The organism is Alkalibacter rhizosphaerae (genome assembly GCF_017352215.1).
In the GTDB taxonomy this organism is placed as follows: domain Bacteria; phylum Bacillota; class Clostridia; order Eubacteriales; family Alkalibacteraceae; genus Alkalibacter; species Alkalibacter rhizosphaerae.
In genome coordinates this window covers 2,078,885-2,101,455 of record NZ_CP071444.1, presented here as the reverse complement: position 1 = coordinate 2,101,455, position 22,571 = coordinate 2,078,885, and the positions used below count along the sequence as shown (strand labels likewise).

19 protein-coding genes, 1 tRNA gene and 1 other RNA gene are annotated in these 22,571 nt (G+C 48.6%); 2 read left to right on the top strand and 19 right to left on the bottom strand.

The window, feature by feature from the left end; genetic code table 11:
- Positions 1-21 precede the first annotated feature (21 nt).
- The 18 genes from obgE to ffs form a co-directional block, all read right to left on the bottom strand.
- Entirely contained in the window at positions 22-1,296 is a 1,275-nt protein-coding gene (obgE, locus tag J0B03_RS10435) for a GTPase ObgE (protein WP_207299542.1), read from the bottom strand.
- A 57-nt stretch (positions 1,297-1,353) separates the two neighbouring features.
- Positions 1,354-1,641, bottom strand: coding sequence for a 50S ribosomal protein L27 (gene rpmA, locus J0B03_RS10430; protein WP_207299541.1), 288 nt, complete (start codon positions 1,639-1,641; stop codon positions 1,354-1,356).
- A gap of 15 nt (positions 1,642-1,656) precedes the next feature.
- Positions 1,657-1,980 (bottom strand): ribosomal-processing cysteine protease Prp, encoded by a 324-nt coding sequence (locus J0B03_RS10425; RefSeq protein ID WP_207299540.1) that lies wholly within the window; start codon positions 1,978-1,980, stop codon positions 1,657-1,659.
- 2 nt (positions 1,981-1,982) lie between these two features.
- Complete coding sequence (rplU, locus tag J0B03_RS10420) at positions 1,983-2,306, bottom strand: 50S ribosomal protein L21 (protein WP_207299539.1); 324 nt, start codon at positions 2,304-2,306, stop codon at positions 1,983-1,985.
- 113 nt (positions 2,307-2,419) lie between these two features.
- Complete coding sequence (locus J0B03_RS10415) at positions 2,420-3,880, bottom strand: Rne/Rng family ribonuclease (RefSeq protein WP_207299538.1); 1,461 nt, start codon at positions 3,878-3,880, stop codon at positions 2,420-2,422.
- 10 nt (positions 3,881-3,890) lie between these two features.
- On the bottom strand, positions 3,891-4,982 hold the full coding sequence (gene queG, locus J0B03_RS10410) for a tRNA epoxyqueuosine(34) reductase QueG (protein WP_207299537.1): 1,092 nt from the start codon (positions 4,980-4,982) through the stop codon (positions 3,891-3,893).
- A gap of 99 nt (positions 4,983-5,081) precedes the next feature.
- Positions 5,082-5,678, bottom strand: a complete 597-nt coding sequence (gene yihA, locus J0B03_RS10405; RefSeq protein WP_207299536.1) for a ribosome biogenesis GTP-binding protein YihA/YsxC — start codon at positions 5,676-5,678, stop codon at positions 5,082-5,084.
- Positions 5,675-8,077 carry an endopeptidase La gene (lon, locus tag J0B03_RS10400; protein ID WP_246798127.1) on the bottom strand — a complete coding sequence of 801 codons (2,403 nt, stop codon included), beginning with the start codon at positions 8,075-8,077 and terminating at the stop codon, positions 5,675-5,677. The genes yihA and lon overlap by 4 nt, the downstream gene beginning before the upstream one ends.
- A 129-nt stretch (positions 8,078-8,206) precedes the next feature.
- Complete coding sequence (gene clpX, locus J0B03_RS10395) at positions 8,207-9,496, bottom strand: ATP-dependent Clp protease ATP-binding subunit ClpX (RefSeq protein ID WP_207299535.1); 1,290 nt, start codon at positions 9,494-9,496, stop codon at positions 8,207-8,209.
- 26 nt (positions 9,497-9,522) lie between these two features.
- Positions 9,523-10,107: an ATP-dependent Clp endopeptidase proteolytic subunit ClpP gene (gene clpP, locus J0B03_RS10390; protein ID WP_207301046.1), complete on the bottom strand. Its 585-nt coding sequence runs from the start codon at positions 10,105-10,107 to the stop codon at positions 9,523-9,525.
- A 42-nt stretch (positions 10,108-10,149) separates the two neighbouring features.
- On the bottom strand, positions 10,150-11,433 hold the full coding sequence (gene tig, locus J0B03_RS10385; RefSeq protein ID WP_207299534.1) for a trigger factor: 1,284 nt from the start codon (positions 11,431-11,433) through the stop codon (positions 10,150-10,152).
- A gap of 102 nt (positions 11,434-11,535) precedes the next feature.
- Positions 11,536-12,030 (bottom strand): hypothetical protein, encoded by a 495-nt coding sequence (locus tag J0B03_RS10380; protein WP_207299533.1) that lies wholly within the window; start codon positions 12,028-12,030, stop codon positions 11,536-11,538.
- Positions 12,023-14,869, bottom strand: coding sequence for an excinuclease ABC subunit UvrA (uvrA, locus tag J0B03_RS10375; protein ID WP_207299532.1), 2,847 nt, complete (start codon positions 14,867-14,869; stop codon positions 12,023-12,025). Before uvrA ends, J0B03_RS10380 begins: the two co-directional genes overlap by 8 nt.
- 12 nt (positions 14,870-14,881) lie before the next feature.
- A complete protein-coding gene (gene uvrB / locus J0B03_RS10370) occupies positions 14,882-16,855 on the bottom strand; it encodes an excinuclease ABC subunit UvrB (RefSeq protein WP_309485102.1) in 1,974 nt (657 codons plus the stop codon).
- Between the two features lie 87 nt (positions 16,856-16,942).
- Positions 16,943-17,542 carry a recombination mediator RecR gene (gene recR / locus J0B03_RS10365; protein ID WP_207299531.1) on the bottom strand — a complete coding sequence of 200 codons (600 nt, stop codon included), beginning with the start codon at positions 17,540-17,542 and terminating at the stop codon, positions 16,943-16,945.
- 33 nt (positions 17,543-17,575) lie between these two features.
- Positions 17,576-17,920, bottom strand: coding sequence for a YbaB/EbfC family nucleoid-associated protein (locus J0B03_RS10360; RefSeq protein ID WP_207299530.1), 345 nt, complete (start codon positions 17,918-17,920; stop codon positions 17,576-17,578).
- Between the two features lie 48 nt (positions 17,921-17,968).
- The gene (gene dnaX / locus J0B03_RS10355) at positions 17,969-19,525 is read right to left on the bottom strand and encodes a DNA polymerase III subunit gamma/tau (RefSeq protein WP_207299529.1); all 1,557 of its coding nucleotides are present in this window, start codon (positions 19,523-19,525) and stop codon (positions 17,969-17,971) included.
- Positions 19,526-19,654: 129 nt separating this feature from the next.
- Positions 19,655-19,917, bottom strand: an RNA gene (gene ffs, locus J0B03_RS10350) — signal recognition particle sRNA large type.
- Positions 19,918-20,182: 265 nt separating this feature from the next.
- On the opposite strand from ffs, the gene J0B03_RS10345 reads away from it, so the two are divergent.
- Together J0B03_RS10345 and J0B03_RS10340 are read left to right on the top strand one after the other, a co-directional pair.
- Positions 20,183-20,273 (top strand) — tRNA-Ser (locus J0B03_RS10345).
- A gap of 174 nt (positions 20,274-20,447) precedes the next feature.
- Positions 20,448-21,581: an aldo/keto reductase gene (locus J0B03_RS10340; RefSeq protein ID WP_207299528.1), complete on the top strand. Its 1,134-nt coding sequence runs from the start codon at positions 20,448-20,450 to the stop codon at positions 21,579-21,581.
- A 50-nt stretch (positions 21,582-21,631) separates the two neighbouring features.
- Here J0B03_RS10340 and J0B03_RS10335 read toward each other — a convergent pair whose 3' ends face one another.
- Complete coding sequence (locus tag J0B03_RS10335) at positions 21,632-22,570, bottom strand: CPBP family intramembrane glutamic endopeptidase (protein ID WP_207299527.1); 939 nt, start codon at positions 22,568-22,570, stop codon at positions 21,632-21,634.
- Position 22,571: the final 1 nt, after the last annotated feature.

Sequence of the window (22,571 nt, the reverse complement as noted above, 5' to 3'; positions counted from 1 at the left end):
TGTTCACCTCCCGGGGTATATCTACCGTATATAATCAAACTGAATATCCAGGATCCGTACGGTTTGTCCTTCCTGGATCCCCTTCTCTTCCAATGCTTCAAAAACGCCACGGTCCTTCAAGACCCGCTGGAAGAAAGCTACGGAATCGTAATCGTCGAAATTGACGGAATCCAGCAATTTTTCCAGAAAAGCGCCTTCCACGACGAAATCTTCATTTTCTCTTCGAACCGTAAATCCTTTTTCATCTTCAAATACATACTCCTGCAAGGTTTCCGCCTCGAATATGGGTTCCACTTCACCGATCTCATCCAGCAGGTTCACCGTACGATTCATCAAGTCGTCCACACCTTCTCTTGTAGCAGCAGAGATGATAAATACTTCATACCCCTCTTTTTCCAGTGTATTCTTCAATTCCTCATATGTTGTTTCATCGGCCGCCAGGTCCACCTTGTTCAAGACCACCAATTGGGTCCTTTTCGCCAAGATCTCATTGTGCTTTCGCAGTTCTTCGTTGATCGTACGAAAATCTTCCAAAGGATCTCGTTCCGTCATACCGGATACATCCAGCAGATGGAGGAGCATTTTCGTGCGTTCCACATGGCGAAGAAAACGATGTCCCAAACCGGCGCCTTCATTGGCACCTTCGATCAGGCCTGGTATGTCCGCCATGACAAAGCTTTTCCCTTCTGCAAAGGATACCACACCCAAGTTCGGAACCAGGGTGGTAAAGGGATAATCGGCGATCTTCGGTTTGGCCTTGGATACAACGGAGAGCAAGGTAGACTTGCCCACATTGGGGTATCCAAGGAGTCCAACGTCCGCCATCATCTTCAATTCCAGTACCACGTTTTTTTCTTCGCCTTTAGTACCGCCCTCGGCAAAGCGGGGTGCCTGCCTGGTAGGTGTGGCGAAGTGTTGATTTCCACGTCCGCCTTTGCCGCCTTTTCCGGCGATGTACTCTTCCCCTACTTCCGTCAAATCCGCCAAGACCCGGCCCGTTTCCTTTTCTTTTACTATGGTACCGGGAGGAACGCCGATGATCAGATCCTGTGCGCTTTTTCCACTTCTTCTATTGGTTCCTCCGTCATCCCCGTTCAGGGCGACGTGTTTTCTTTTGTATCGAAAATCGATCAAGGTCCGCAAGTTGTTGTCCACGCGGAAGATGACGTTGCCTCCATCGCCTCCGTCGCCTCCCGCCGGCCCACCATTGGGTACATATTTTTCCCGCCGAAAGGCTACCAAACCGTGGCCTCCGTTACCGGCCTTGATGGATATTTCCACTCGATCTACAAACATTTTCCATCACTCTTTCTTTTTAAAAAAACAACCACCTTAGAAAAGGTGGTCATAGGATTACATGGCATCTTTAGGATACACACTGACTTGTTTTTTGTCTTTGCCTTTTCTTTCGAATCGGACGATCCCGTCGGATACGGCAAACAGGGTATCATCCCCGCCTCTCATTACGTTGTTTCCGGCGTGAATTTTCGTACCTCTTTGTCTAACCAATATATTCCCGGACAAAACGAACTGTCCGTCTGCTCTCTTGACTCCCAGACGTTTTGATTCGCTGTCCCGTCCGTTTCTAGAACTACCTACCCCTTTTTTGTGGGCAAACAATTGAAGATTCATTTTCAACATAGGTTCCACCTCCATTCAACCTATCACTTTCACATAACGATCGTATTCTTCTTCCACACTTTTAAGCCCCAAATACAAGGTTTCCAGTATGGCTTTCGCTTTCGTAAATTGCTTTTCATCATAAATTTCCGGTATGCGAAACTCCGCAAATCCATCTTCGTTGACTTTATAGTAGAAATCCAATTTCACATATTCCGACAACCCATTGATCGCTGCAATGGTCAATGTCGACACGGCTGCGCAAACAATATCTTTCCCGATATCGTCATACCCGCTGTGTCCGTTCACCACCAAAGACTTGATCATTCCATCTTCCCGCTGAAAAGTGCACTCGATCATGATTATTCTGCTTTTCCAGCCTGAATACCGGTAATTTTTACTTCTGTAAACGGTTGTCTATGGCCTTGCTTTCTTCTATAGTCTTTTTTAGACTTATACTTGTAGATGACGATCTTCTTGCCTTTGCCGTTGCTCAAAACTTCCCCTTGAACTACTGCGCCTTCCACCGTCGGAGTACCAACGACCATGGAACCATTGTTGACAGCCAGTACATCGGTAAAGTCCACCGTGCTCTGACCTTCTGCCAAATGCAATTTCTCCACCTGGATCACGTCGCCTTCTTTTACACAATACTGCTTGCCACCTGTTTTAATCACTGCATACATATTCTTACACCTCCTCAAACCAGTCTCGCCTTACAAGGTCTCCCGTAGGATGTTTTACCCTGTGAAGTGCGGCTTCATACACCGTAACAGTATAACACCCACCCGGCAAGATGTCAATTGTCAATTACGGGAAGAATGAAAACTTGATCAAACTCATTGCTTAGATCCACTTCCAGATAAACTTTCACTTTATAATACTCCTCCAGCATCCGGTCGAAGGTTTTGCCGGCTTGGAAATAGTTCATCTCTTTCACCACCTGATACAGATGGGGGCTGATGACGATCCGATAGCGATTGTGTTCCAGCAAACTCATGTCGTGCTCGATTTTCGAAAGGCATTTATAAAAAAATGCTTCTTGGCTGTAGATGTCGCCTGTCCCGTTGCACATGGGGCAGATCTGCCGGTTCAAGTCGGCTACGGATTTTCCCTGCTGCTTCCGGGTGATCTGTAAAATGCTGAGTTCTGTAAAACCGACCACTTGAAAACGGACCTTGTCTTTGTAGGACAGCTCTTTCCAACGTTTGATCACGGCATTTTTGTGGTCTTCCCGTTCGATGTTGATATAATCGATGAGAATGATCCCGCTGATGTTTCGCAATCGGATCTGATTGGCTATGGTCTCCGTGGCTTCCAGATTGATTTTCAGAATGGTTTCTTCCGGATCTTTTTTGCCCGTATATTTACCGCTGTTCACATCCACCACCGTACAAGCCTCTGTAGTATCGATGACAACAGAACCGCCGCTTTTCAACCAGACTTTCCTGGCATACAGCTCACTGATCTTTTTTTCCAGATTCAACTCTTCAAACACATTGAGTTGTCCTGCCATTCGGATCTTGTCCAGATCGTCTGGGAAATAGCTTCGAAAATAGGTCTGGATCTCTTCCAGGTGAGTATTGTTGTTGAGGATGATCTCTTCCGTTTCCGCTGATGAATAGTAGTCTCTTATGGTGTTGATGATAGGGCCCTGATCCTTGAACAAAAGTTTCGGTGCCTTGTGGATCGGACGGGAGATCTTCTCCCATTGCCGGATCAGGTAGGCCAATTCCCGAAGTACCGCTTCCGGATCCGCTTCTTTTGCTTCCGTACGCACGATGACGCCGTATCTGTCTTGGATCGGATCAGCCAGCAACTCCTCAAACACTTCGACCTGCTTCTTGCTCTTGATCTTTTTCGATACAAAGATCCGATCTTCCGTTGGAAGCAAGACCAGATAGTGTCCCGTCAACCAAAACTTGGTGGTCAACCTGGCTCCTTTGGTACCTACTGCTTCCTTCTTGACCTGCACCAAAACCTCCTGACCGTTTTTCAACAACTTCTCAATAGGCAGCTTGTCGGGATTGGGCAGGATGTCACTGGCATGAAGAAGGCCGTTCTTGTCTGCTCCGATATCCAAAAAAGCCACCTGCATGCCGGCCTTGATCTGGTCCACTCTCCCGATGTAGATCTCCCCATAACTATTCCAATCGCTATGGCGTTCTATGAAAAAGTGGTCCAATGGCGCATCCGCTCCATGGCCTACTACGGCGATTCGATTTTGACCAAGCAGGTTTTCGATAACGATGCTACTCATGGGTATCCTCCTAACGATATTCTTCATAAGTATTGCGAAAGGACTCCGATTCCGTCTCCAATGCTTTTTGTACCCATTTTCGTTCTTTTTCCCCATATTTCTCCAGGGAATACAAGGCATGGATCCGCAACAACTCTCCCGGTGCACTTAAATATTGAAGCAAAAGGTCTCTATTTCCTGGAGTTTGTTCGTTGCCGCAAACGATCAATGCATTTCGTTGCAACAGACTTTTCCCCCGCCATCCGGCGGCACGTTGCCCGAAGCGATCTTTGAAGACCCTTTTCGTCATGGACAAGATCTTGTCCAATTGAAAGATCTCCCTGTTGCCATCCCAACGCAACTCTGCCGCGCTGCTTAAAGATGCGCTTTTATTGAAGGGGCAAACTTCCTGGCAGATATCGCACCCATAAAGGTGCCTTCCCATGGCGGTCCGCTCCCTTTGCATCAATACTCCCTTTTTTTGGGTCAAATAGGAGATGCACCGATCCCCATGGAGTGAACCGTTGGATCCGATGGCATGGGTGGGGCAGGCGTCCATGCATTTGGTGCATGTCCCGCAACGACTTTCCAGAGGCTTTGTCACCGCCGACACCGGCTGATTGGTGAAGACCTGGGCCAGGTTGATGTAGCTGCCCTTGTCGGGATGGATGATGAAACTGTTTTTCCCAAAAAAGCCCAAACCCGCCTCCCAGGCACTGGCCCGGTCACTCAAAGGTCCGTTGTCCACCTGGTATTCATACACCAGATCGGGAAACATCTTTTTCAGCTCATCCATCAGCATCCATATTTTTTCCTGGATCACCAAATGATAATCTCGTCCGAGACCTATTCTGGCAACGACCCCTTCGCCCGGTCCGGCAACGGGAATGTTTGTACTGTTATAAGACAGACCCAAGGACAAGACGGATCTGCAAAAGGGCCACTGCTTTTCCACCGACATAAGGTCTGCTCCGCCATTAGGTGTAAAGGGAGTCAAGCCCCCCTCTTCGTTTCTGTTTTTGACCCGCTGCTGCAATTCTTCCCTTGGGTTGGGCACGGTAACCCCGACCAGGGTAAATCCCAACTCCAAAGCTGATCGTGTGGCAATTTCTTGAAATTCCATTTGTTCTCCCTCGTCCGGATTTGTTGATTCCATTATACCGTTTTTCGGGTAAAACAAACAGTTCCTGCATCCCTAGGGTTTGCAGGAACTAGATTGTTTCTACTCTTGCTCAAGGATCTGAAGAACCTCGTCCAGCACGGTTTCCACTTCTTCTTTTCCGTCCTTGGTCTCTGCAGAAAAGAGGATCAGATCTTCCCGCTCCAGTTTCAAGGTGTTCAAAATATCCTTGATGTTTTTCGGCCGCTGATTTTTACTTATTTTATCCACTTTTGTGGCAACCACCATGGGAATGATGCCATGTTCCATGAGCCATCCATGGACGGCTACGTCATCCTCCGACGGTTTGTGTCGAAAATCGATAAGTTGGATGACCATGACCAAATTGTCCCGATTTTCAATGTAATCCTGGATCATTTTTCGAAATTGCTGCCGCTCGGATTTGGAAACTTTCGCATACCCATAGCCTGGCATATCCACAAAACTGAACTGATCCTCTACATTGTAAAAATTTACGGTACGGGTCTTTCCCGGCTGGGAACTGGTTCTGGCCAGCGCTTTTCTATTGATGATGGTGTTGATGAAAGAAGATTTACCCACGTTGGAGCGACCCAGCAGAAGAAACTCTGGTAGATCGTGTTCCGGATAATGAGCCGGACTGACAGCACTGGTGATCAAATGTACTTGATGGATCCTCATTTGATTTTACCGCCGAATACGATGTCCCGAACTTCTTCCATGGTGCTTACTGTATATATGGTCAATTCTTCCAGGATCTCGTTGGGGATCTCCTGCAAGTCTTTTTCATTATCTTTGGGAATGATGATGTTTCGAATTCCCGCCCGATGTGCGGCCAGAAGTTTTTCCTTGACCCCGCCAATGGGCAGTACCCGACCACGCAAGGTGATCTCCCCGGTCATGGCCAAATTCTGGGGAACCGGTTTCTTGGTCAGCAGGGACATCAATGCCGTCGTCATGGTGATTCCTGCCGAAGGTCCATCTTTCGGTATGGCTCCCTCCGGTACATGAAGATGAATGTCCAGGGTTTTGTGAAAATCAGGATCCAATTCGAATTCCTCCGCTTTGGACCGGATGTAGCTGATCCCGGCTTTGGCAGATTCTTTCATCACATCTCCCAACTGACCCGTCAGATCCAGGGTTCCTTTCCCAGGCATGGATACTGCTTCGATTTGTAGTGTTTCTCCACCCACACTGGTCCAGGCCAGTCCGTTTACCAGACCGATCTCCTGCTCCCCTTCCACTTTCTCGTATCGATATTTCTTCAATCCCAAAAACTTTTCGATATTTCTGGGACTGACAGTGATCCGCTTTTTCTCTTCTTCCACGATCTCCTTGGCCAGGACCCTGCAGATTCTTGCTAATTGACGCTCCAACTCTCGAACACCGGATTCTCTGGTGTAATAATTGATCACGTCTCGGATGGTCTGTTCGGATATGTTGATGTTGCCCTTTTTCAATCCGTGATTTTTCAGCTGCTTGGGCAACAGGTATTTCGTGGCGATGTGGAGCTTTTCTTCTTCGATATAGCCGGAAACTTCGATGATCTCCATCCGGTCCAGCAATGGTCTTGGTATGGTGGACACCGTATTGGCCGTAGTAACGAACATGACCTTGGACAAGTCAAAGGGTACTTCCAGGTAGTTGTCCGTAAATGTGGCATTTTGTTCCGGATCCAAAACCTCAAGGAGGGCCGATGCCGGATCTCCACGGAAATCTTGGCTCATCTTGTCGATCTCATCCAGCAAAAACAAGGGGTTCTTGGTCCCGGCCTGTTTGATGTTGTAAATGATCCGACCGGGTATACTGCCAACGTAGGTGCGTCGGTGGCCGCGGATCTCCGCTTCGTCCCGCATGCCTCCAAGGCTCATTCTGGCAAATTTCCGTCCAACTGCTCGTGCAATGGATTTTGCAATAGAGGTCTTGCCTACTCCAGGAGGTCCCACCAGGCAAAGGATGGGTCCTTTCATTTGGTTGGAAAGCTTCAGGACGGCCAAATATTCCAGTACCCGTTCCTTTACCTTTTCCAGGGCATAATGGTCTGCATCCAAAATTTCTCTGGCTTTTTTGATGTCGATGGTTTGTTCCGTCTCTTCGTTCCACGGCAATTCCAGAATCCACTCGATGTAGGTTTGAATCACACCGGCTTCCGAACTTCCTGAAGGCACTTTGTTCAATTTAAAGATCTCGTCTTCCATCTTCTTCTGGATCTCGTCCGGTAGTTGCAGGGAATAAAGTTTCTTCAGGTAGTTTTCCACCATACCACCGCTTCCACCGTGGCCTTCCCCCAACTCTTCCTGGATCACACGGATCTGTTCCCGCAAAAAGTATTCCTTTTGTTGCTTGTCCATCTGGTTTTTTACCTTGTCGTCGATGTCTTTCTCGATCTCCAAGAGTTCCAGTTCTTTCACCAGATATTCATAGGTTTTTTCCAGCCTGGTCACCGGATGAGTTTCCTCCAGCATGTCCTGGCTCTCTTCCACATCCAGTAACAGGTTGGCACCCACCAGATCCACCAGTTCGTCGATCTCTGTCATGTCTTCGATGCTCATAAGCAGATCAGGAGTGGCTTTTCTCGTCAAATTCACATACTCCAAGAAAGCCTGCTTGACCATCCGCATCAATGCGGTGGACTGCTTGCTGGACACGGAGCTGGGACGGACCGTGATCACACCCACCAGGAAATATGGATCTTCCTTGTAAACTTCATCCACTACAACCCGGTCCTGGACTTCCACCAATACCCTGGTCAAGTTTCCGGGCATTTTGAGCAATTGTTTGATCAATGCCCTTGTCCCTACATTATAGATGTCCTCGATTTGCGGGTCATCCACCATCATTTCCTTTTGTGCCACCAGGATCACCTGCTGGTCCTTTGCCATGGCTGCTTCCAGGGCCAAAATGGATTTTTCCCGTCCTACATCAAAGTGCATGATCATTCCGGGAAACAAAATCAGACCCCGCAACGGGATCAACGGCGTTCCATCCAACTCCGCCAGGGCCTCCATGTCGATTTCCATATCTTCGCTCATGTTTTTCGTGATATTTTTTGCTATATTTTCCCAATCATTATTGCTCATTCTATCTCCTCCTTGCAAACGCTAAGGTTTTTTATGGTCATATCATTATATCATTCATTGATCATAATTCAACACGAACCTTCGAAAGAAAAAGCAATCATATTCATGATTGCTTTTTTGCATTTCTATTTAAGACGCACTCTCTTCGCTTTTGTCTTCTTTCGTCATTTCCTTGTCTTCCTTGATGTCTTTGTATACCAGGATCGGCGCCTTGTCATCGATCACCGTTTCCTTGGTGATGATGCATTTTTCGATATTGCGTTTGGATGGAATATCGTACATGACATCTAGCATGATGTTCTCCAAAATTCCACGAAGACCTCGGGCTCCCGTTTCATGCTTGATGGTTTTCTTCGCAATGGCTTCCAGTGCTTCCGTTTCAAAAACCAGCTCCACGTCGTCCACATCCAACATCTTTTTATATTGTTTGACCAAGGCGTTTCGTGGCTCCGTCAGGATCCGCATCAAGGCATCTTCATCCAATGGTTCCAGTGTGGTGATTACCGGAATACGTCCTACAAATTCCGGGATCAAACCAAACTGGAGCAAGTCTCTTGGCTGGATCTCTTTGAGCAGTTGGCTCATGCCGCCATTGTTCTTGCTTTTGATTTCTGCATTGAACCCCATGGCCTTGCTTCCGGTCCGTTTGGATATGATCCGCTCGATCCCATCGAAGGCTCCTCCGCAAATGAAGAGGATGTTGGTGGTGTCGATCTGCAGAAACTCCTGATGAGGATGCTTCCGACCTCCCTGGGGCGGAACGTTGGCTGTCGTCCCTTCCAGGATCTTCAGCAGTGCTTGTTGCACACCTTCTCCGCTGACGTCCCTGGTAATCGAAGGATTTTCGCTTTTTCTTGCGATCTTGTCGATCTCATCGATATAGATGATCCCCCGTTGGGCCCGTTCGATATCGTAATCGGCAGCCTGGATCAGTTTGAGAAGGATGTTCTCCACGTCCTCTCCCACATAGCCTGCCTCCGTCAGGGAAGTGGCGTCTGCAATGGCAAAAGGCACATTGAGCATCCTTGCCAGGGTTTGGGCCAGCAATGTCTTCCCGGATCCCGTAGGTCCAAGCAACAGGATGTTGCTCTTTTGGATCTCCACGTCGTCGTCGGTTTGTTCCGATATGTTGATTCGCTTGTAGTGGTTGTATACTGCAACCGCCAATGATTTTTTTGCCCGTTCCTGGCTGATGACGTACTCATCCAGGTAGGATTTGATTTCTTCCGGTTTTGGTATGTCCGTCAATTCTTCAAACTGCTCCGGCAAAAACTCTTCTTCGATGATCTCCTGGCACAAGTCGATGCATTCGTTGCATATGTACACGCCAGGACCTGCAACCATCCGCTTTACCTGGTTTTGCGTTTTACCGCAGAAAGAACAACGGATCTGTTGCTTTCCTTCATCTGTTTTTGTCATCTTTTCACCTCTTTATAACCGAGTCCCTATTTTCTGGAGGTGATCACATTGTCGATGATGCCATATTTCTTGGCTTCTTCCGCCGACATAAAGTAATCTCGATCCGTGTCCTTGTCGATGACCTCAATGGGTTGACCGGTTCTTTCACTTAAAATTTCATTGATTTTTTCTCTTGTTTTGATAAGACGGTTTGCATAGATCTGCACATCGACGGATTGTCCCTGTGCACCGCCCAGCGGTTGATGGATCATTACTTCGCTATTGGGCAAAGCAAACCTTTTTCCTTTTGCTCCTGCTGCCAGCAGGAAAGCTCCCATGGAAGCAGCCATGCCTACACAAATGGTGGATACATCACATTTGATGAAATTCATGGTGTCGAAAATGGCCATGCCGGCTGTAATGGATCCGCCGGGGCTATTGATATAGATCTGAATGTCCTTGTCCGGATCTTCCGCTTCCAGAAACAGCAACTGTGCCACGGTCAAACTGGCCGTCACATCATTGACTTCTCCATTTAGAAAAATGATTCTTTCCTTCAGCAACCTGGAGTAAATATCGTAGGATCGTTCTCCTCTGCCCGTCTGTTCGACAACCATCGGTACCAAATTCATTTCCATAAAATCACTCCTTCTTCAATTTATTGTTCAACCAGTCTACTTTTTTGCTTCTTCCAACAACAAGTCGATGGTTTTTCTGCGCTTCACTGCATTTGCAAAGTATTCTCTCTGGTCTTCCGTCATGGTGGACTTGAACTTCTCCACGTCCATGTTGTACATCTTGGCCTGGTCCTCGATCTCTTTTGCAACGTCTTCGTCGCCGGCTTCGATGTTTTCCACTTCCGTGATCTTGCTCAGTACCAGATCTCTGGACAAACGAGTATTCACATCTTCTTTGATCTGACCCATCAAGTCTTCTTCGCTCATGTTGGTGTAATTAAAGTAGTCTGCCATACTTATACCCTGCATCTGCAGTTGGTATTCAAAATCCCTTAAAGATTTGTCCACCTCTTCCTGGACCATTTCATCCGGGATCTCAAACGTTGCTGATTCTACAGCGGCGTCGATCACTTTTACTTTTGCTTCTTCCAACAAGGCATTCTCTCTTTTTTCCTTTGCTTTCGCTTTCAGGTCGGCTTTCAATTCTTCCAAGGTGTCAAACTCGCTGACGTCTTTAGCAAACTCATCGTCCAGATCCGCCATTTCCTTGACTTTTACGTCTTTGACCGCAACTTTGAACAGGGCTTCCTGGCCTGCCAGGTCTTCTGCCTGGTATTCTTCCGGGAAGGTGACCGTAACATCCACCTCATCTCCTTTGGCTGCTCCGATCAACTGGTCTTCGAAACCGGGAATGAACATGCCGCTTCCCAAAACCAATGAATGATCTTCTGCCTTGCCTCCTTCAAAAGCCACATCGTTCATGAAACCTTCAAAGTCGATGACGATCGTATCGCCGGATTTCGCTTTCGCGTCTGCAATGGATACCAGTCGGGAATTTTGTTCCTGCATTTGGGTCAATTCTGCATCCACGTCTTCATCTGTCGGGTCGTACTCCAGAGAACCCACTTCCACTCCCTTGTACTCGCCAAGTTCCACTTCCGGCATGATGGCAACGGAAATGATCAATGTCAAGCCATCATCTCCGATTTTTTCGATGGATTCCATGCTGGGTCTTGCGACCGGCTCCAAATCATTGTCGCGAATGGCCTGCAGGTATGCTTCCGGAAATGCAATATCGATGGCGTCTTCATAGAAGACATTCTTTCCAAACCGCTGCTCGATGATCTTCTGCGGCACCTTCCCCTTTCGAAATCCGTCAATGTTGAACTTGCTTTTGTTTTTCTGATAGGCTTGGGTCACCGCTTTTTTGAAATCCTCTCCGGAAACCTCTATTTTTATGGTCGCAACGTTCTTTTCGATCTTTTCTACATTTGAACCCATGTTCATCCTCCTACATCTTTTTTTGATTTATCATTTATTGTTTCATTCTTCTATAACGTGAACCTGATTATTATATCATAAAGAGACGCCTTAAATCAAACGTCATTCCTCTGTATTCTCTTCCGGTACCAGGTCTTTCACTTCCACCAGTTCCACTTCTTCCATGGCATCGGTAAAATCGCTGAAATCTTCCAAAACCACCCACAGTCCGCCGTATTGAAATCCAAGTTGGTTGTCATCTACGTAGGCCGGTAATACTTCACCGTTGTCCAGATGAAAAAACAATACCTCCCTGCCGGCTTCTCCTTTTTCATACAATGGCTTCTTGCCCTGTCGGATGCGCTCTAGAAACTCTTTGTTGACTTTGGGATCCCTGGATTCCCGGACCCGGTCCACGGAAGACCGGTAGGGTTCCTCTACATAATGGACCAGGGTGATGTACGTGGTCTTCTCCAAGGGCAGTTTGTTGAATGCCAGATTATTGCGTACCAAGGGCACTGCAAGACCGATGATCAAAGCGAGGGCCACGAGGACCGGAACCAACCATTTATAGTGGCGCTTGATCCAGCTTTTGGCTTTATCCATCCGTTCAGCCATGACGGGATCCTCCTTCATCCGTTTGATGCAAGACCCGTTTCAAAAATTGTCCCGTAAAGGATCTTGGAACTTGGGCGATCTCTTCCGGCGTCCCCTGTGCGATGACGGTTCCGCCTCGAAATCCTCCTTCCGGTCCCAGGTCGATGACATGGTCCGCCACCTTGATCACATCCAGATTGTGTTCGATGACCACAATGGTGTTCCCGCTGTCTGCCAGCTGGTTCAGTACGCTGATCAGTTTGTCCACATCTGCCATGTGAAGACCGGTGGTGGGTTCATCCAAAATATACAGGGTTTTCCCCGTTCCCCTCTTGCTCAGTTCGGTGGCCAGTTTGATCCTCTGCGCTTCCCCGCCGGAAAGTTGAGTGGAGGGCTGTCCCAGTTTGATATAGCCCAAACCTACATCGTACAAGGTCGCCAGCTTGTTGTGGATCCGGGTGATGTTTTGAAAGAACTCCACCCCTTCTTCCACGGTCATCTCCAAAACGTCGGAAATGTTTTTTCCCTTGTATTTCACTTGCAAAGTCTCCTTGTTGTACCGTTTACCTTTGCACACTTCACAGGGTACGTACACGTCGGGTAGAAAATGCATTTCGATTTGAATGATCCCGTCTCCCTTGCAGTTTTCGCAGCGGCCGCCTTTTACGTTGAAGCTGAACCGTCCCTTCTTGTACCCTCTCATCTTGGCCTCCGGCGTTTGTGCAAACAGATCCCGAATATGGTCAAAAACACCGGTATAGGTGGCCGGATTGGATCGGGGGGTTCGTCCGATGGGGGACTGGTCGATGTCGATGACCTTGTCCAGATGTTCGATCCCTTCGATGGTCTTGTGTTTTCCCACTTTGTTCCAGGATCGGTTGACTTTCTTGTTGACTCCCTTGTACAGGATCTCGTTGATCAGGGTGCTCTTTCCAGAACCGGAAACACCGGTGATGGCGACAAATTTCCCCAGGGGAATGGCTACATCGATGTTCTTCAGATTGTTTTCCGCTGCGCCGCGAATGACGACCTCTTCTCCGGTACCCTCCCGGCGTTGCTGTGGAACGGGGATCTCCCGTTTCCCGCTCAGGTACTGACCGGTAACGGATTCCTCCACTTCCACGATCTCTTCCCAATGACCCTGGGCGATGACATGGCCTCCGTGGATCCCGGCGCCGGGTCCGATGTCCACCACATGATCTGCCGCCCTGATGGTGTCTTCATCATGTTCCACCACAATAAGGGTGTTCCCCAGATTGGTCAAGTTTCGAAGAGTGGCAAGCAGCATGCTGTTGTCCCGCTGGTGAAGTCCGATGCTGGGTTCATCCAGTACGTATAGGACCCCTACCAATGCGGAACCGATCTGGGTGGCCAGTCGGATCCGCTGGGATTCCCCTCCGGACAAGGTGCCGGCATTTCGCGACAAGGTGAGATAATCCAAACCCACGTCGATCAAAAACTGCAGGCGGCTACGGATCTCCTTGAGGACTTGGACCGCAATGGCGGACTCCCGATCCGTCAATTCCATGGTGTCGAAAAAGTCAAGGCAGTCGTTGATGGCCAAATCCGTCAGCTCGATGATGTTGCGGCCCTTGACCGTCACCGCCAGACTGTTGTCGTTGAGTCGTTTTCCCTTGCAGACGTTGCATGGGATATCCGACATATATTTTTCGATGTTGCTTCGCATATAGTCCGAAGAGGTCTCCTTGTGTCGGCGCTCCATGTTGTTGATCAACCCTTCAAAGACCACTTCCCGCTCTTTCCACCCGCCAAAATAGGAATTGAAGGTGATCTGCAGGGGTCGGTCCTCTCCGTAAAAAAGAGCGTCCATAAAGGTTTCCGGCGCCTCTTCCAGTGGCTGGTCCATGGAGAAATCGTACAAGTCCGCCAAGGCGGAAACAATGGAGTTGTAATAGGTGCTGTCTTCCTTGGCCCCGAAGAAATTCAAGGCGCCCTTGTTGAAGGACAGGCTTCGGTCCCGGATCAGCAGATCCGGATCCACCTGTTTGTGGCTTCCCAGACCGTTGCAGTGCATGCACATGCCAAAAGGATTGTTGAAGGAAAACATGCGCGGCTCCAGTTTGTCCATGGCAATGCCGCATTCCCCGCAGGCAAATTTTTCACTGTAGAGATGCCGCTGCCCGTCCATTTCATCGATGTAGACCATGCCGTCTCCCAGCTTCAGGGCCGTTTCCACGGAATCGGTGAGGCGCTTGGCCATGCCTTCCCGACGAATGAGCCGATCCACCACGATGTCGATGGAATGTTTTTTGTTTTTATCCAATTCGATGGTTTCTTCGTTCAGATCAAAAGTTTCCCCGTCCACCACCACCCGGACGAATCCGTCTCTTTTGATGGCTTCCAGAAGCTTTTTATGCTGCCCTTTTTCTCCCCGGACGACAGGCGACAGGACCAAAAAACGGGTCCCTTCCGGCAGGCTCTCCACGCTTTCCACGATCTGGTCCACCGTCTGGGCGGATATTTCCTTCCCGCAGGAAGGGCAGTGGGGAACGCCGATCCGGGCAAAAAGCAAACGAAAATAATCATAGATCTCTGTCACCGTTCCCACAGTGGACCGGGGATTTCGGTTGGTGGTCTTCTGATCAATGGAAATTGCCGGGGACAAGCCTTCAATGTAATCCACATCCGGCTTGCTCATCTGGCCCAAAAACTGTCTTGCATAGGAAGACAGGGACTCCACATACCTGCGTTGTCCTTCGGCATAGATGGTATCAAAAGCCAGGGAAGATTTTCCCGAACCGGAAAGTCCGGTAAAGACAATGAACTCGTCTCTGGGCAATGTGATATTTATATTTTTCAAATTGTGCTCTTTGGCACCTACTATGTTGATTCGATCCATTTGCGTTCCCTTCTATTTGTTTGACTTGGTTATTTTTATGATCTGATCCCGGATCTTGGCCGCTTTTTCAAACTCCAGATTCTCCGCCGCCATCATCATTTCTTCTTGCAACTCTTCCAAGGTTCGGTCTCCCCATTCCAGGACATCCTGAACACTTTGGTAGTCTGCTCCTTCTTCCGCAGCTTTCGTCGCAGAAATTTCTTCATGGATCCGCTTGATAATGGACATGGGCGTGATGTTGTGTTCCTTGTTGTATTCTTCCTGGATGGCTCGCCGTCGATCCGTTTCCCGAAGGGCCTTTTCCATGGACGGGGTGATCTTGTCCCCATAAAGAATAACTTTTCCGTCTACATTACGAGCAGCCCGGCCGATGGTCTGGATCAATGATGTTTCTGATCGAAGGAAGCCTTCCTTGTCGGCATCCAATATGCCGATAAGTCCCACCTCCGGAATATCCAGTCCCTCTCGGAGAAGATTGATTCCCACAAGAACGTCAAAATCTCCCATCCTCAGCTGTCGGATGATCTTGATCCGCTCCAGGGTATCGATGTCCGAGTGGAGATATTCTGTCTTGATCCCGACGCTCTTCAGATAATTGGTCAGATCCTCCGACATTTTTTTTGTCAGGGTGGTCACCAGGATCCGCTGCCCTTTTTTGATCTTTTCGTGGATCTCTCCAATCAAGTCGTCGATCTGATGTTTCGTCGGCCGAACGATCACATCCGGATCCACCAAACCGGTGGGACGAATGATCTGCTCCACCACCTGCTGGCTTTTTTCCTTTTCGTAAGGCCCCGGCGTCGCCGTGGTGAAAATGGTCTGTCCGGTTTTTTCTTCAAATTCGTCAAAGTTCAAGGGCCGGTTGTCCATGGCGGACGGCAGTCGAAAACCGTATTCCACCAGGTTCTCTTTTCGGGATCGATCCCCGGCATACATTCCCCGGACTTGAGGGATGGTGACGTGGGATTCATCCACGATCAAGAGAAAGTCCTTTGGAAAGTAATCGATCAAGGTAAACGGAGGATGGCCCGGCGGCAGTCCCGTAATATGACGGGAGTAATTTTCGATGCCGTTGCAAAAACCCATTTCCTTGAGCATTTCCATATCGTAGTTGGTGCGTTGAAGAAGCCGTTGGGCCTCCACCAGCTTGTTCTCTTCCAACAGTTGTTCATGACGGAGAGCCAGTTCCTTTCGAATGGAATCGATGGCCCGTTCCAGATTTTCTTCCGTGGTGGCATAGTGGGATGCAGGAAAGATGGAGATGTGTTGGCGAACGCCTTTGATCTCGCCGGTGACCACATCGATCTCCGTGATCCGGTCGATCTCGTCGCCAAAAAATTCCACCCGTACTGCATGGTCGCTGGATGCGGCAGGAAATATTTCCACCACATCTCCCCGGACCCGGAAGGTACCCCGGGTGAAATTGAAGTCGTTTCTCGCATATTGGATATCCACTAATTTTCGAATGACGTCGTCTCGATCTTTTTCCATTCCTGGCCGGAGAGAAACCACCAGATTCTCATAATCGATGGGACTACCCAAACCATAAATGCAGGATACACTGGCGACGATGATCACATCATTGCGCTCAAAAAGAGACGCCGTGGCGGAGTGACGCAACTTGTCGATCTCGTCGTTGACGGAAGAATCTTTTTCAATATACAAATCCGATTGGGGTACGTAGGCCTCCGGTTGATAATAATCATAGTAACTGACGAAGTATTCTACGGCGTTGTCTTGAAAAAAGGTTTTGAACTCGCTGTAGAGCTGAGCCGCCAGGGTCTTGTTGTGGGCCAGGATCAAGGTGGGTTTTTGGACCTTTTCAATGACTTTCGCCATGGTATAGGTCTTCCCGGAACCGGTGACGCCAAGCAGTGTCTGATAGCGCAACCCCTTGTTCAGACCTTCTGCCAGTTCCTCGATGGCGGTAACCTGATCTCCCTTTGGTTCGTATTCGGATGTGACGGTAAAGGTATTGTTCATCATCCTAATTCACCTCTTTTTCCGTAAAACAGGACGACCCCATTCTCATGTTGAGACGGAGCCGCACCCGGATGATGGTCGTTTCTTCGATTAGATTTCATGTCGTCCTTCAAAAGACTTGGCCAGCGTCACCTCGTCAGCATACTCCAAGTCTCCACCTACAGGGATCCCGTGGGCGATTCGCGTGACTTTGATTCCGGAAGGTTTGATCAATTTCGCCAGATACATGGCGGTCGCCTCCCCTTCAATGGTCGGGTTGGTGGCGATGATCACTTCCTCCACGTCCATTTGCTGCAGACGCAGCAACAATTCCTTGATCCGTATATCGTTGGGACCGATCCCCTCCATGGGGGATATTGCACCCTGGAGAACGTGATATCGTCCCCTGTAATCCCTGGTTTTTTCGATGGCAACAATGTCTTTTGGTTCCTGGACGACGCATAAAAACTTGTCGTCCCGTCGAGGATCGCTGCAAAACCGGCAGACATCCTGGTCGGTGATGTTAAAGCAAACCTTGCAGTAGCGTATTTTTTCCTTGGCTTCCACGATGGCCTGTGCCAAAGCGCTGGATTCTTCTTTTGGTACTTTCAATATGTGCATAGCCAGCCGCTGGGCGGTTTTATGGCCGATGCCAGGCAGTCTGGCCAGCTCGTTGATCAATTTTGACAGGGATTCCGAGTAATACTCCATGATGCACCTCAGTTCTTTCGAATGGTGGTTTCTCTAAAAGAGCCCCGGTACGTTCATGCCTCCGGTCACTTTGCCCATTTCCTCCGCCACCATTTCCTCCGCCTTGCGAAGGGCTTCGTTGACGGCAGCCAATACCAGGTCTTCCATCATTTCCACGTCGTCCGGATCCACTACTTCCGGATCGATCTTGATGGATACCAGTTCTTTCTTTCCAGTGGCGATGGCCGTCACGGCTCCGCCGCCGGAAGTGGCTTCCACTTCCTTCTTTTGAACCTCTTCCTGGACCCGCTGCATCTCCTGCTGCATCTTTTGCATTTGTTTCATCATGTTGTTCATGTTTCCCATTCCGCCCCCGCCGGGGAATTTGTTTCGTGCCATGTTTAGCCCTCCTATGTTTTCTTTCTATATTTTCCATCCATAAAATTGTTACTTGAACTCCACCTTGTCTTCCCCAAACAACTCCAGGGGAAGCGTCTTCATGAAGTCGGAATCTCCTTCTTTCATCTGCAGACGGATCTTCGCTTCTTCGCCAAAGAGTTTGCGGGCCACACTTTCCAGGTATTCCAGATCATCCTGCACCAGCTGGTGGGCGAATTCTTCCCCTTTAGGAAAGAAGATGGTCAAGGTATTGCCTTTCATGGCCCCTTCTGCAGAAATCAGGGCACTACCCGTCACTTTCTTTTCCTTTAATACCTGCTTGCTCAAGGTGCCGAAAGCTTTCCCCCCGTCCAATCCACTTTCATCTTCCGGTTTGGTCGGTGGTCTCGGCGCCGTCTCCTTTGGTTTGGTTTCCGAACCGGTCTGCTTATTGTTGTTGGAAGCGTCGTAGGTCTTCGGCGTCTCCCGGGTCCCCACCTCCGGTTCCTTCTGCCGGATCTGGGGTTGCGAGCCTTCCATGCTCAAACTGCACAAGTACACCAGAGTAACTTCCATGAGTACTTTCGGCAGGGTGGTGAATTTCAATTTAACTTCCCGGTCTGCCAATATGTCGATGATGGCTGCGATCCTGGATCGATCCTTTTTGCTTGTCCGTTGCAGCAATTCCATGGACTCATCCTTGATCTCCATCAGCATGGCCATGTTTCCTGTTATGTCATAAATGAGCAGGTCACGAAATCCTCCAATGAGCTGATGGATCAACTGGGTCATCTCCTTGCCAGCGGCATAGGCATTTTCCAATTCCGCCAGGGCGCGGCCAACGTCTTGTTCCAGGATGGATTCCATCAAGGAAAAGACGATCTCATTGTCTGTGATCCCCAGGGTGTCCCGAACCTCTTCGTAGGTGATCACGTCATCGTTGCTGATGGCAATGCATTGGTCCAGGATGCTCAGTGCATCCCGCATGGCCCCATCGGCATTTTTTGCAATAAGTTGCAGGGCTGCTTCTTCCACTTTCAGGTCGATGTCATCTGCAACAAATGTCATGCGACTTATGATCTGTTCCGGCGTCAATCGTTTGAAATGAAACCGCTGACAACGGGACAATATGGTGGCCGGCAACTTGTTGGGCTCTGTTGTGGCCAAAATAAAGATGACGTGCTTGGGTGGTTCTTCCAGTGTTTTCAACAGGGCGTTGAATGCTTCCGTCGTCAACATGTGGACCTCGTCAATGATGTACACCTTGTATTCTCCAACGACAGGCATGTATTTTACCTTGTCCCTCAATTCCCGGATCTCGTCTACTCCCCGGTTGCTGGCCGCATCGATCTCAATGATGTCCATGACACTGGAAGATTCCATTTCCAGGCATGCCTTGCATTTGTTGCAGGGTTCTCCATCAACAGATTCGGTACAATTGACGCCACGGGCAAATATTTTTGCCACGGAGGTTTTTCCGGTCCCCCGAGTTCCGCTGAACAGGTAGGCGTGGGCGATCTTTTTCATGACGATTTGATTTTTCAGAATCGACACCACATTTTCCTGTCCGATGACGTCGGAAAAATTTCTTGGACGGTATTTGCGATACAATGCGATATAATCCATGGACTCGCTCCTAATAAATTCATCTACTGATAACAGCGTATATATTATATCATTCCTACATTAAACTTTTCTTGTATTCTTGCTGAAATACAAAAAAAGAACTTATTCAGTCCTTCTTTAAAATAGATGCCGCGCACCCAACGTCGACGACCACCACAAACTGCCTCGCAACAGCCAGCTCAAACCAGGTATACCTGCGGCACATAGCGTCCTCGCTTACCGCTGCTTCCTTCCGGACCTGACGGGGTTCACAAGTATCTATTGCACAGGGCCCGGCTCTCAACACCGCTTGAGACGAAACCAACATTTGCAGCAGCAGCCTCGGTCGGGAGATCGATCCTGCTATAGCGGATTGCAGGTACAGGGCACCGCTAACTCCCCATCCAGCGCGGCAAAAGTTTATGTCAACCCAAAAGGGTTGCAAACACATTTGGCCAAAGCCACATTAGAATTGTACCACATAAAACTGGAATTGCAAGAAAAACAACACATGAAGTCCGTTGACGGACTGAAGGACCACACATTGAATGGCGATCCAATACCCGTCAATAGATGGATGGTTCCTATGTTGTTGTATTTCTTTCCAGGAAATATTATATCATTATGGATTGACAGATGGAATATCCATCTGTATAATAATATTCTGCAAGCCTACGTGGAGAGATGTCCGAGCGGCCGAAGGAGCACGCCTGGAAAGCGTGTGTGCGTCACAAGCGTACCGAGGGTTCAAATCCCTCTCTCTCCGCCATTATAATTCAAGAAATTTTAAAGAGCCTTTGTCGGGCTCTTTTTTTTACAATTATAATTCGTCCAATCTTCAACCTTCACATCTCAAATGACAAAGGATTATGGAAACTTTTTTCATATTGATGTATAATAAATATTGTATATGAAAACTGATTTGAAAAAAGGAGATGAAATCATGTTGTATCGAAACATAGGAAAAGACAACTTAAAAATCTCCCAATTGGGATTTGGCTGCATGCGATTGCCCATTTTGGACGGAGATTTCAGCAAGATCGATACGGACTATGCAGCGGAAATGGTCCAGAAGGCCATTGATTCCGGTGTGAACTACCTGGATACGGCCTGGCCTTACCACGATGGAAACAGCGAGCTTTTCGTCGGTGATTTTCTGGAGAAGACGGGACAGCGAAAAGACGTGTTCCTGGCCACCAAGCTGCCCTTGTTCGGATTGGATGAAACCACCAACTTCTACGACATCCTGGACACCCAGCTGAAGAAATTGAAGACCGACTACATCGATTTCTACATGCTCCACGGTTTGGACGAGTGGAAATGGAATACCGTTCAAGAGATGAACGTTTTTGATTTTATCAAAAACGTCAAGGAAAACGGCAAAGTGCGAAATCTGGGCTTTTCCTTCCACGACAACCTGGAAACTTTCAAAAATATCTGTGACAGCGGCGTCTTCGATTTCTGTCAGATCCAACTCAACTACATGGATGAGAACTTCCAGGCAGGACTGGAAGGTTTGGAATATGCCAATAAGTTGGGGATCCCGGTCATCGTCATGGAGCCCATCAAAGGGGGTAAACTTGCCTTTGACCTCAAGGGCGAGCTGAAGAACATTTGGGACAAGTACGGAGTGGAACTGAGTCCCGCTCAGCTGGCTCTCAAATACTTGTGGAATCGACCGGAAGTGGGCATCATCCTAAGCGGCATGTCCACCATGGACCAGGTCGTAGAAAACCTGGATAGCGCCAGTCGTTTTGACATTGGCGCTCTAACAGAAGAAGAGTCGGCTTTGATCAATGAGGTTCGAACCTACCTGATCCAGAAAACCGAGATCGACTGTACTGCCTGCAAGTACTGCAGCGACTGCCCGCAAAACATCAAGATCTGGGATGTGTTCACCAATTACAACAACTACAAGATCTACGACGACCTGCAGGGATCCCGAATGGGGTACAGCCGGACTCCGGCCGACCGCAGGGCGGACGCCTGCATCGAATGCGGGTTGTGCGAATCCGTTTGCCCGCAAAACCTGACCATCATCGAGTACCTGAAAACCTGCCACGAAGCTTTGGCATAACATCAAAAAAAGAAAAAAGCGTTGGCCCAAAGGCCAGCGCTTTTCTTCTTTCAATATCTCAAAAATACGTTGATAAACAGGTAGATCAACAAAATGGTCCCCATGGGGAAATTCACAAAGAGCCGGATCCATCCAACCTGACTCGGGGTATCCTGGTATCCGTTTTCCCTTTTCATTTTGCGCACGTATCGAATCGTCAAACGGACTCCAAGGTACAGCACCAACAATGCCACAGCTATGAACACCACCCGGTCCGCCAAACCAAGTTCCACCGGCTGGGCCTCTACCAATACATCTTCCAGCTGATAGAGGTCCGGATACCATTCTTCCAGTTTTCTCAAGCTTCCCAATACGGCAAAGGAGAAAAAATTGTTAAGAAAGTGGAACCAGATCCCGGCCCAAAGAGAACCCGTGATCAACACGATGGCCGCCATGACGATCCCCAGAGCGGTAGCATAGCCGAACTGACCGATGTCCACATGCATGATCCCGAAAAGCACTCCCGTCGCCACCGAAGCCTGCAAGAGGTTCACATCACGAAAATGATCCAGAATGACTCCCCGGATAAAGACTTCCTCCAAAACAACAGGGATCACCGCTACGGCGATGAAAAACGTAAGCAAGTCAGGGACCATGTCAAAGATCTGCATGGTCACTTCACCGGAATCGATGTTGCCGATGGCGCCTACCAAATAATTTACACCATATTTGACGAGAAAGCTGGCCAGAAACAGTTGAAAGATCCTCCACATGTTCTTTCCGTTCAATCCCTTGTTCAATTTCAACGTGGACAAGACCGGTTGTCTTGTTGCGATAAAGTAGAGGATGCAAGGGATCAGTACATCGATCAGCTGGTGATACAACCCAATGGTGTCAAACAGGTATATGCCGATCAAAACATTTCCCATCAGGTACATGACAAACATCAACGCAAAGAGCCATAATCCGGTTTTGTGATTTTTGATCAACGTCTTTTTTTCAACATCCACC

Excerpts from the sequence above, each read along its gene's own strand:
- J0B03_RS10360 (WP_207299530.1), bottom strand. The coding sequence starts at position 17,920 with ATGGCACGAAACAAATTCCCCGGCGGGGGCGGAATGGGAAACATGAAC.
- recR (WP_207299531.1), bottom strand. The coding sequence starts at position 17,542 with ATGGAGTATTACTCGGAATCCCTGTCAAAATTGATCAACGAGCTGGCC.
- J0B03_RS10415 (WP_207299538.1), bottom strand. The coding sequence starts at position 3,880 with ATGAGTAGCATCGTTATCGAAAACCTGCTTGGTCAAAATCGAATCGCC.
- uvrA (WP_207299532.1), bottom strand. The coding sequence starts at position 14,869 with ATGGATCGAATCAACATAGTAGGTGCCAAAGAGCACAATTTGAAAAAT.
- yihA (WP_207299536.1), bottom strand. The coding sequence starts at position 5,678 with ATGAGGATCCATCAAGTACATTTGATCACCAGTGCTGTCAGTCCGGCT.
- obgE (WP_207299542.1), bottom strand. The coding sequence starts at position 1,296 with ATGTTTGTAGATCGAGTGGAAATATCCATCAAGGCCGGTAACGGAGGC.
- rpmA (WP_207299541.1), bottom strand. The coding sequence starts at position 1,641 with ATGTTGAAAATGAATCTTCAATTGTTTGCCCACAAAAAAGGGGTAGGT.
- rplU (WP_207299539.1), bottom strand. The coding sequence starts at position 2,306 with ATGTATGCAGTGATTAAAACAGGTGGCAAGCAGTATTGTGTAAAAGAA.
- lon (WP_246798127.1), bottom strand. The coding sequence starts at position 8,077 with ATGAGCAATAATGATTGGGAAAATATAGCAAAAAATATCACGAAAAAC.
- J0B03_RS10425 (WP_207299540.1), bottom strand. The coding sequence starts at position 1,980 with ATGATCGAGTGCACTTTTCAGCGGGAAGATGGAATGATCAAGTCTTTG.
- uvrB (WP_309485102.1), bottom strand. The coding sequence starts at position 16,855 with ATGATGAACAATACCTTTACCGTCACATCCGAATACGAACCAAAGGGA.
- dnaX (WP_207299529.1), bottom strand. The coding sequence starts at position 19,525 with ATGGATTATATCGCATTGTATCGCAAATACCGTCCAAGAAATTTTTCC.
- J0B03_RS10380 (WP_207299533.1), bottom strand. The coding sequence starts at position 12,030 with ATGGCTGAACGGATGGATAAAGCCAAAAGCTGGATCAAGCGCCACTAT.
- queG (WP_207299537.1), bottom strand. The coding sequence starts at position 4,982 with ATGGAATTTCAAGAAATTGCCACACGATCAGCTTTGGAGTTGGGATTT.
- tig (WP_207299534.1), bottom strand. The coding sequence starts at position 11,433 with ATGGGTTCAAATGTAGAAAAGATCGAAAAGAACGTTGCGACCATAAAA.
- clpP (WP_207301046.1), bottom strand. The coding sequence starts at position 10,107 with ATGAATTTGGTACCGATGGTTGTCGAACAGACGGGCAGAGGAGAACGA.
- J0B03_RS10340 (WP_207299528.1), top strand. The coding sequence starts at position 20,448 with ATGTTGTATCGAAACATAGGAAAAGACAACTTAAAAATCTCCCAATTG.
- clpX (WP_207299535.1), bottom strand. The coding sequence starts at position 9,496 with ATGACAAAAACAGATGAAGGAAAGCAACAGATCCGTTGTTCTTTCTGC.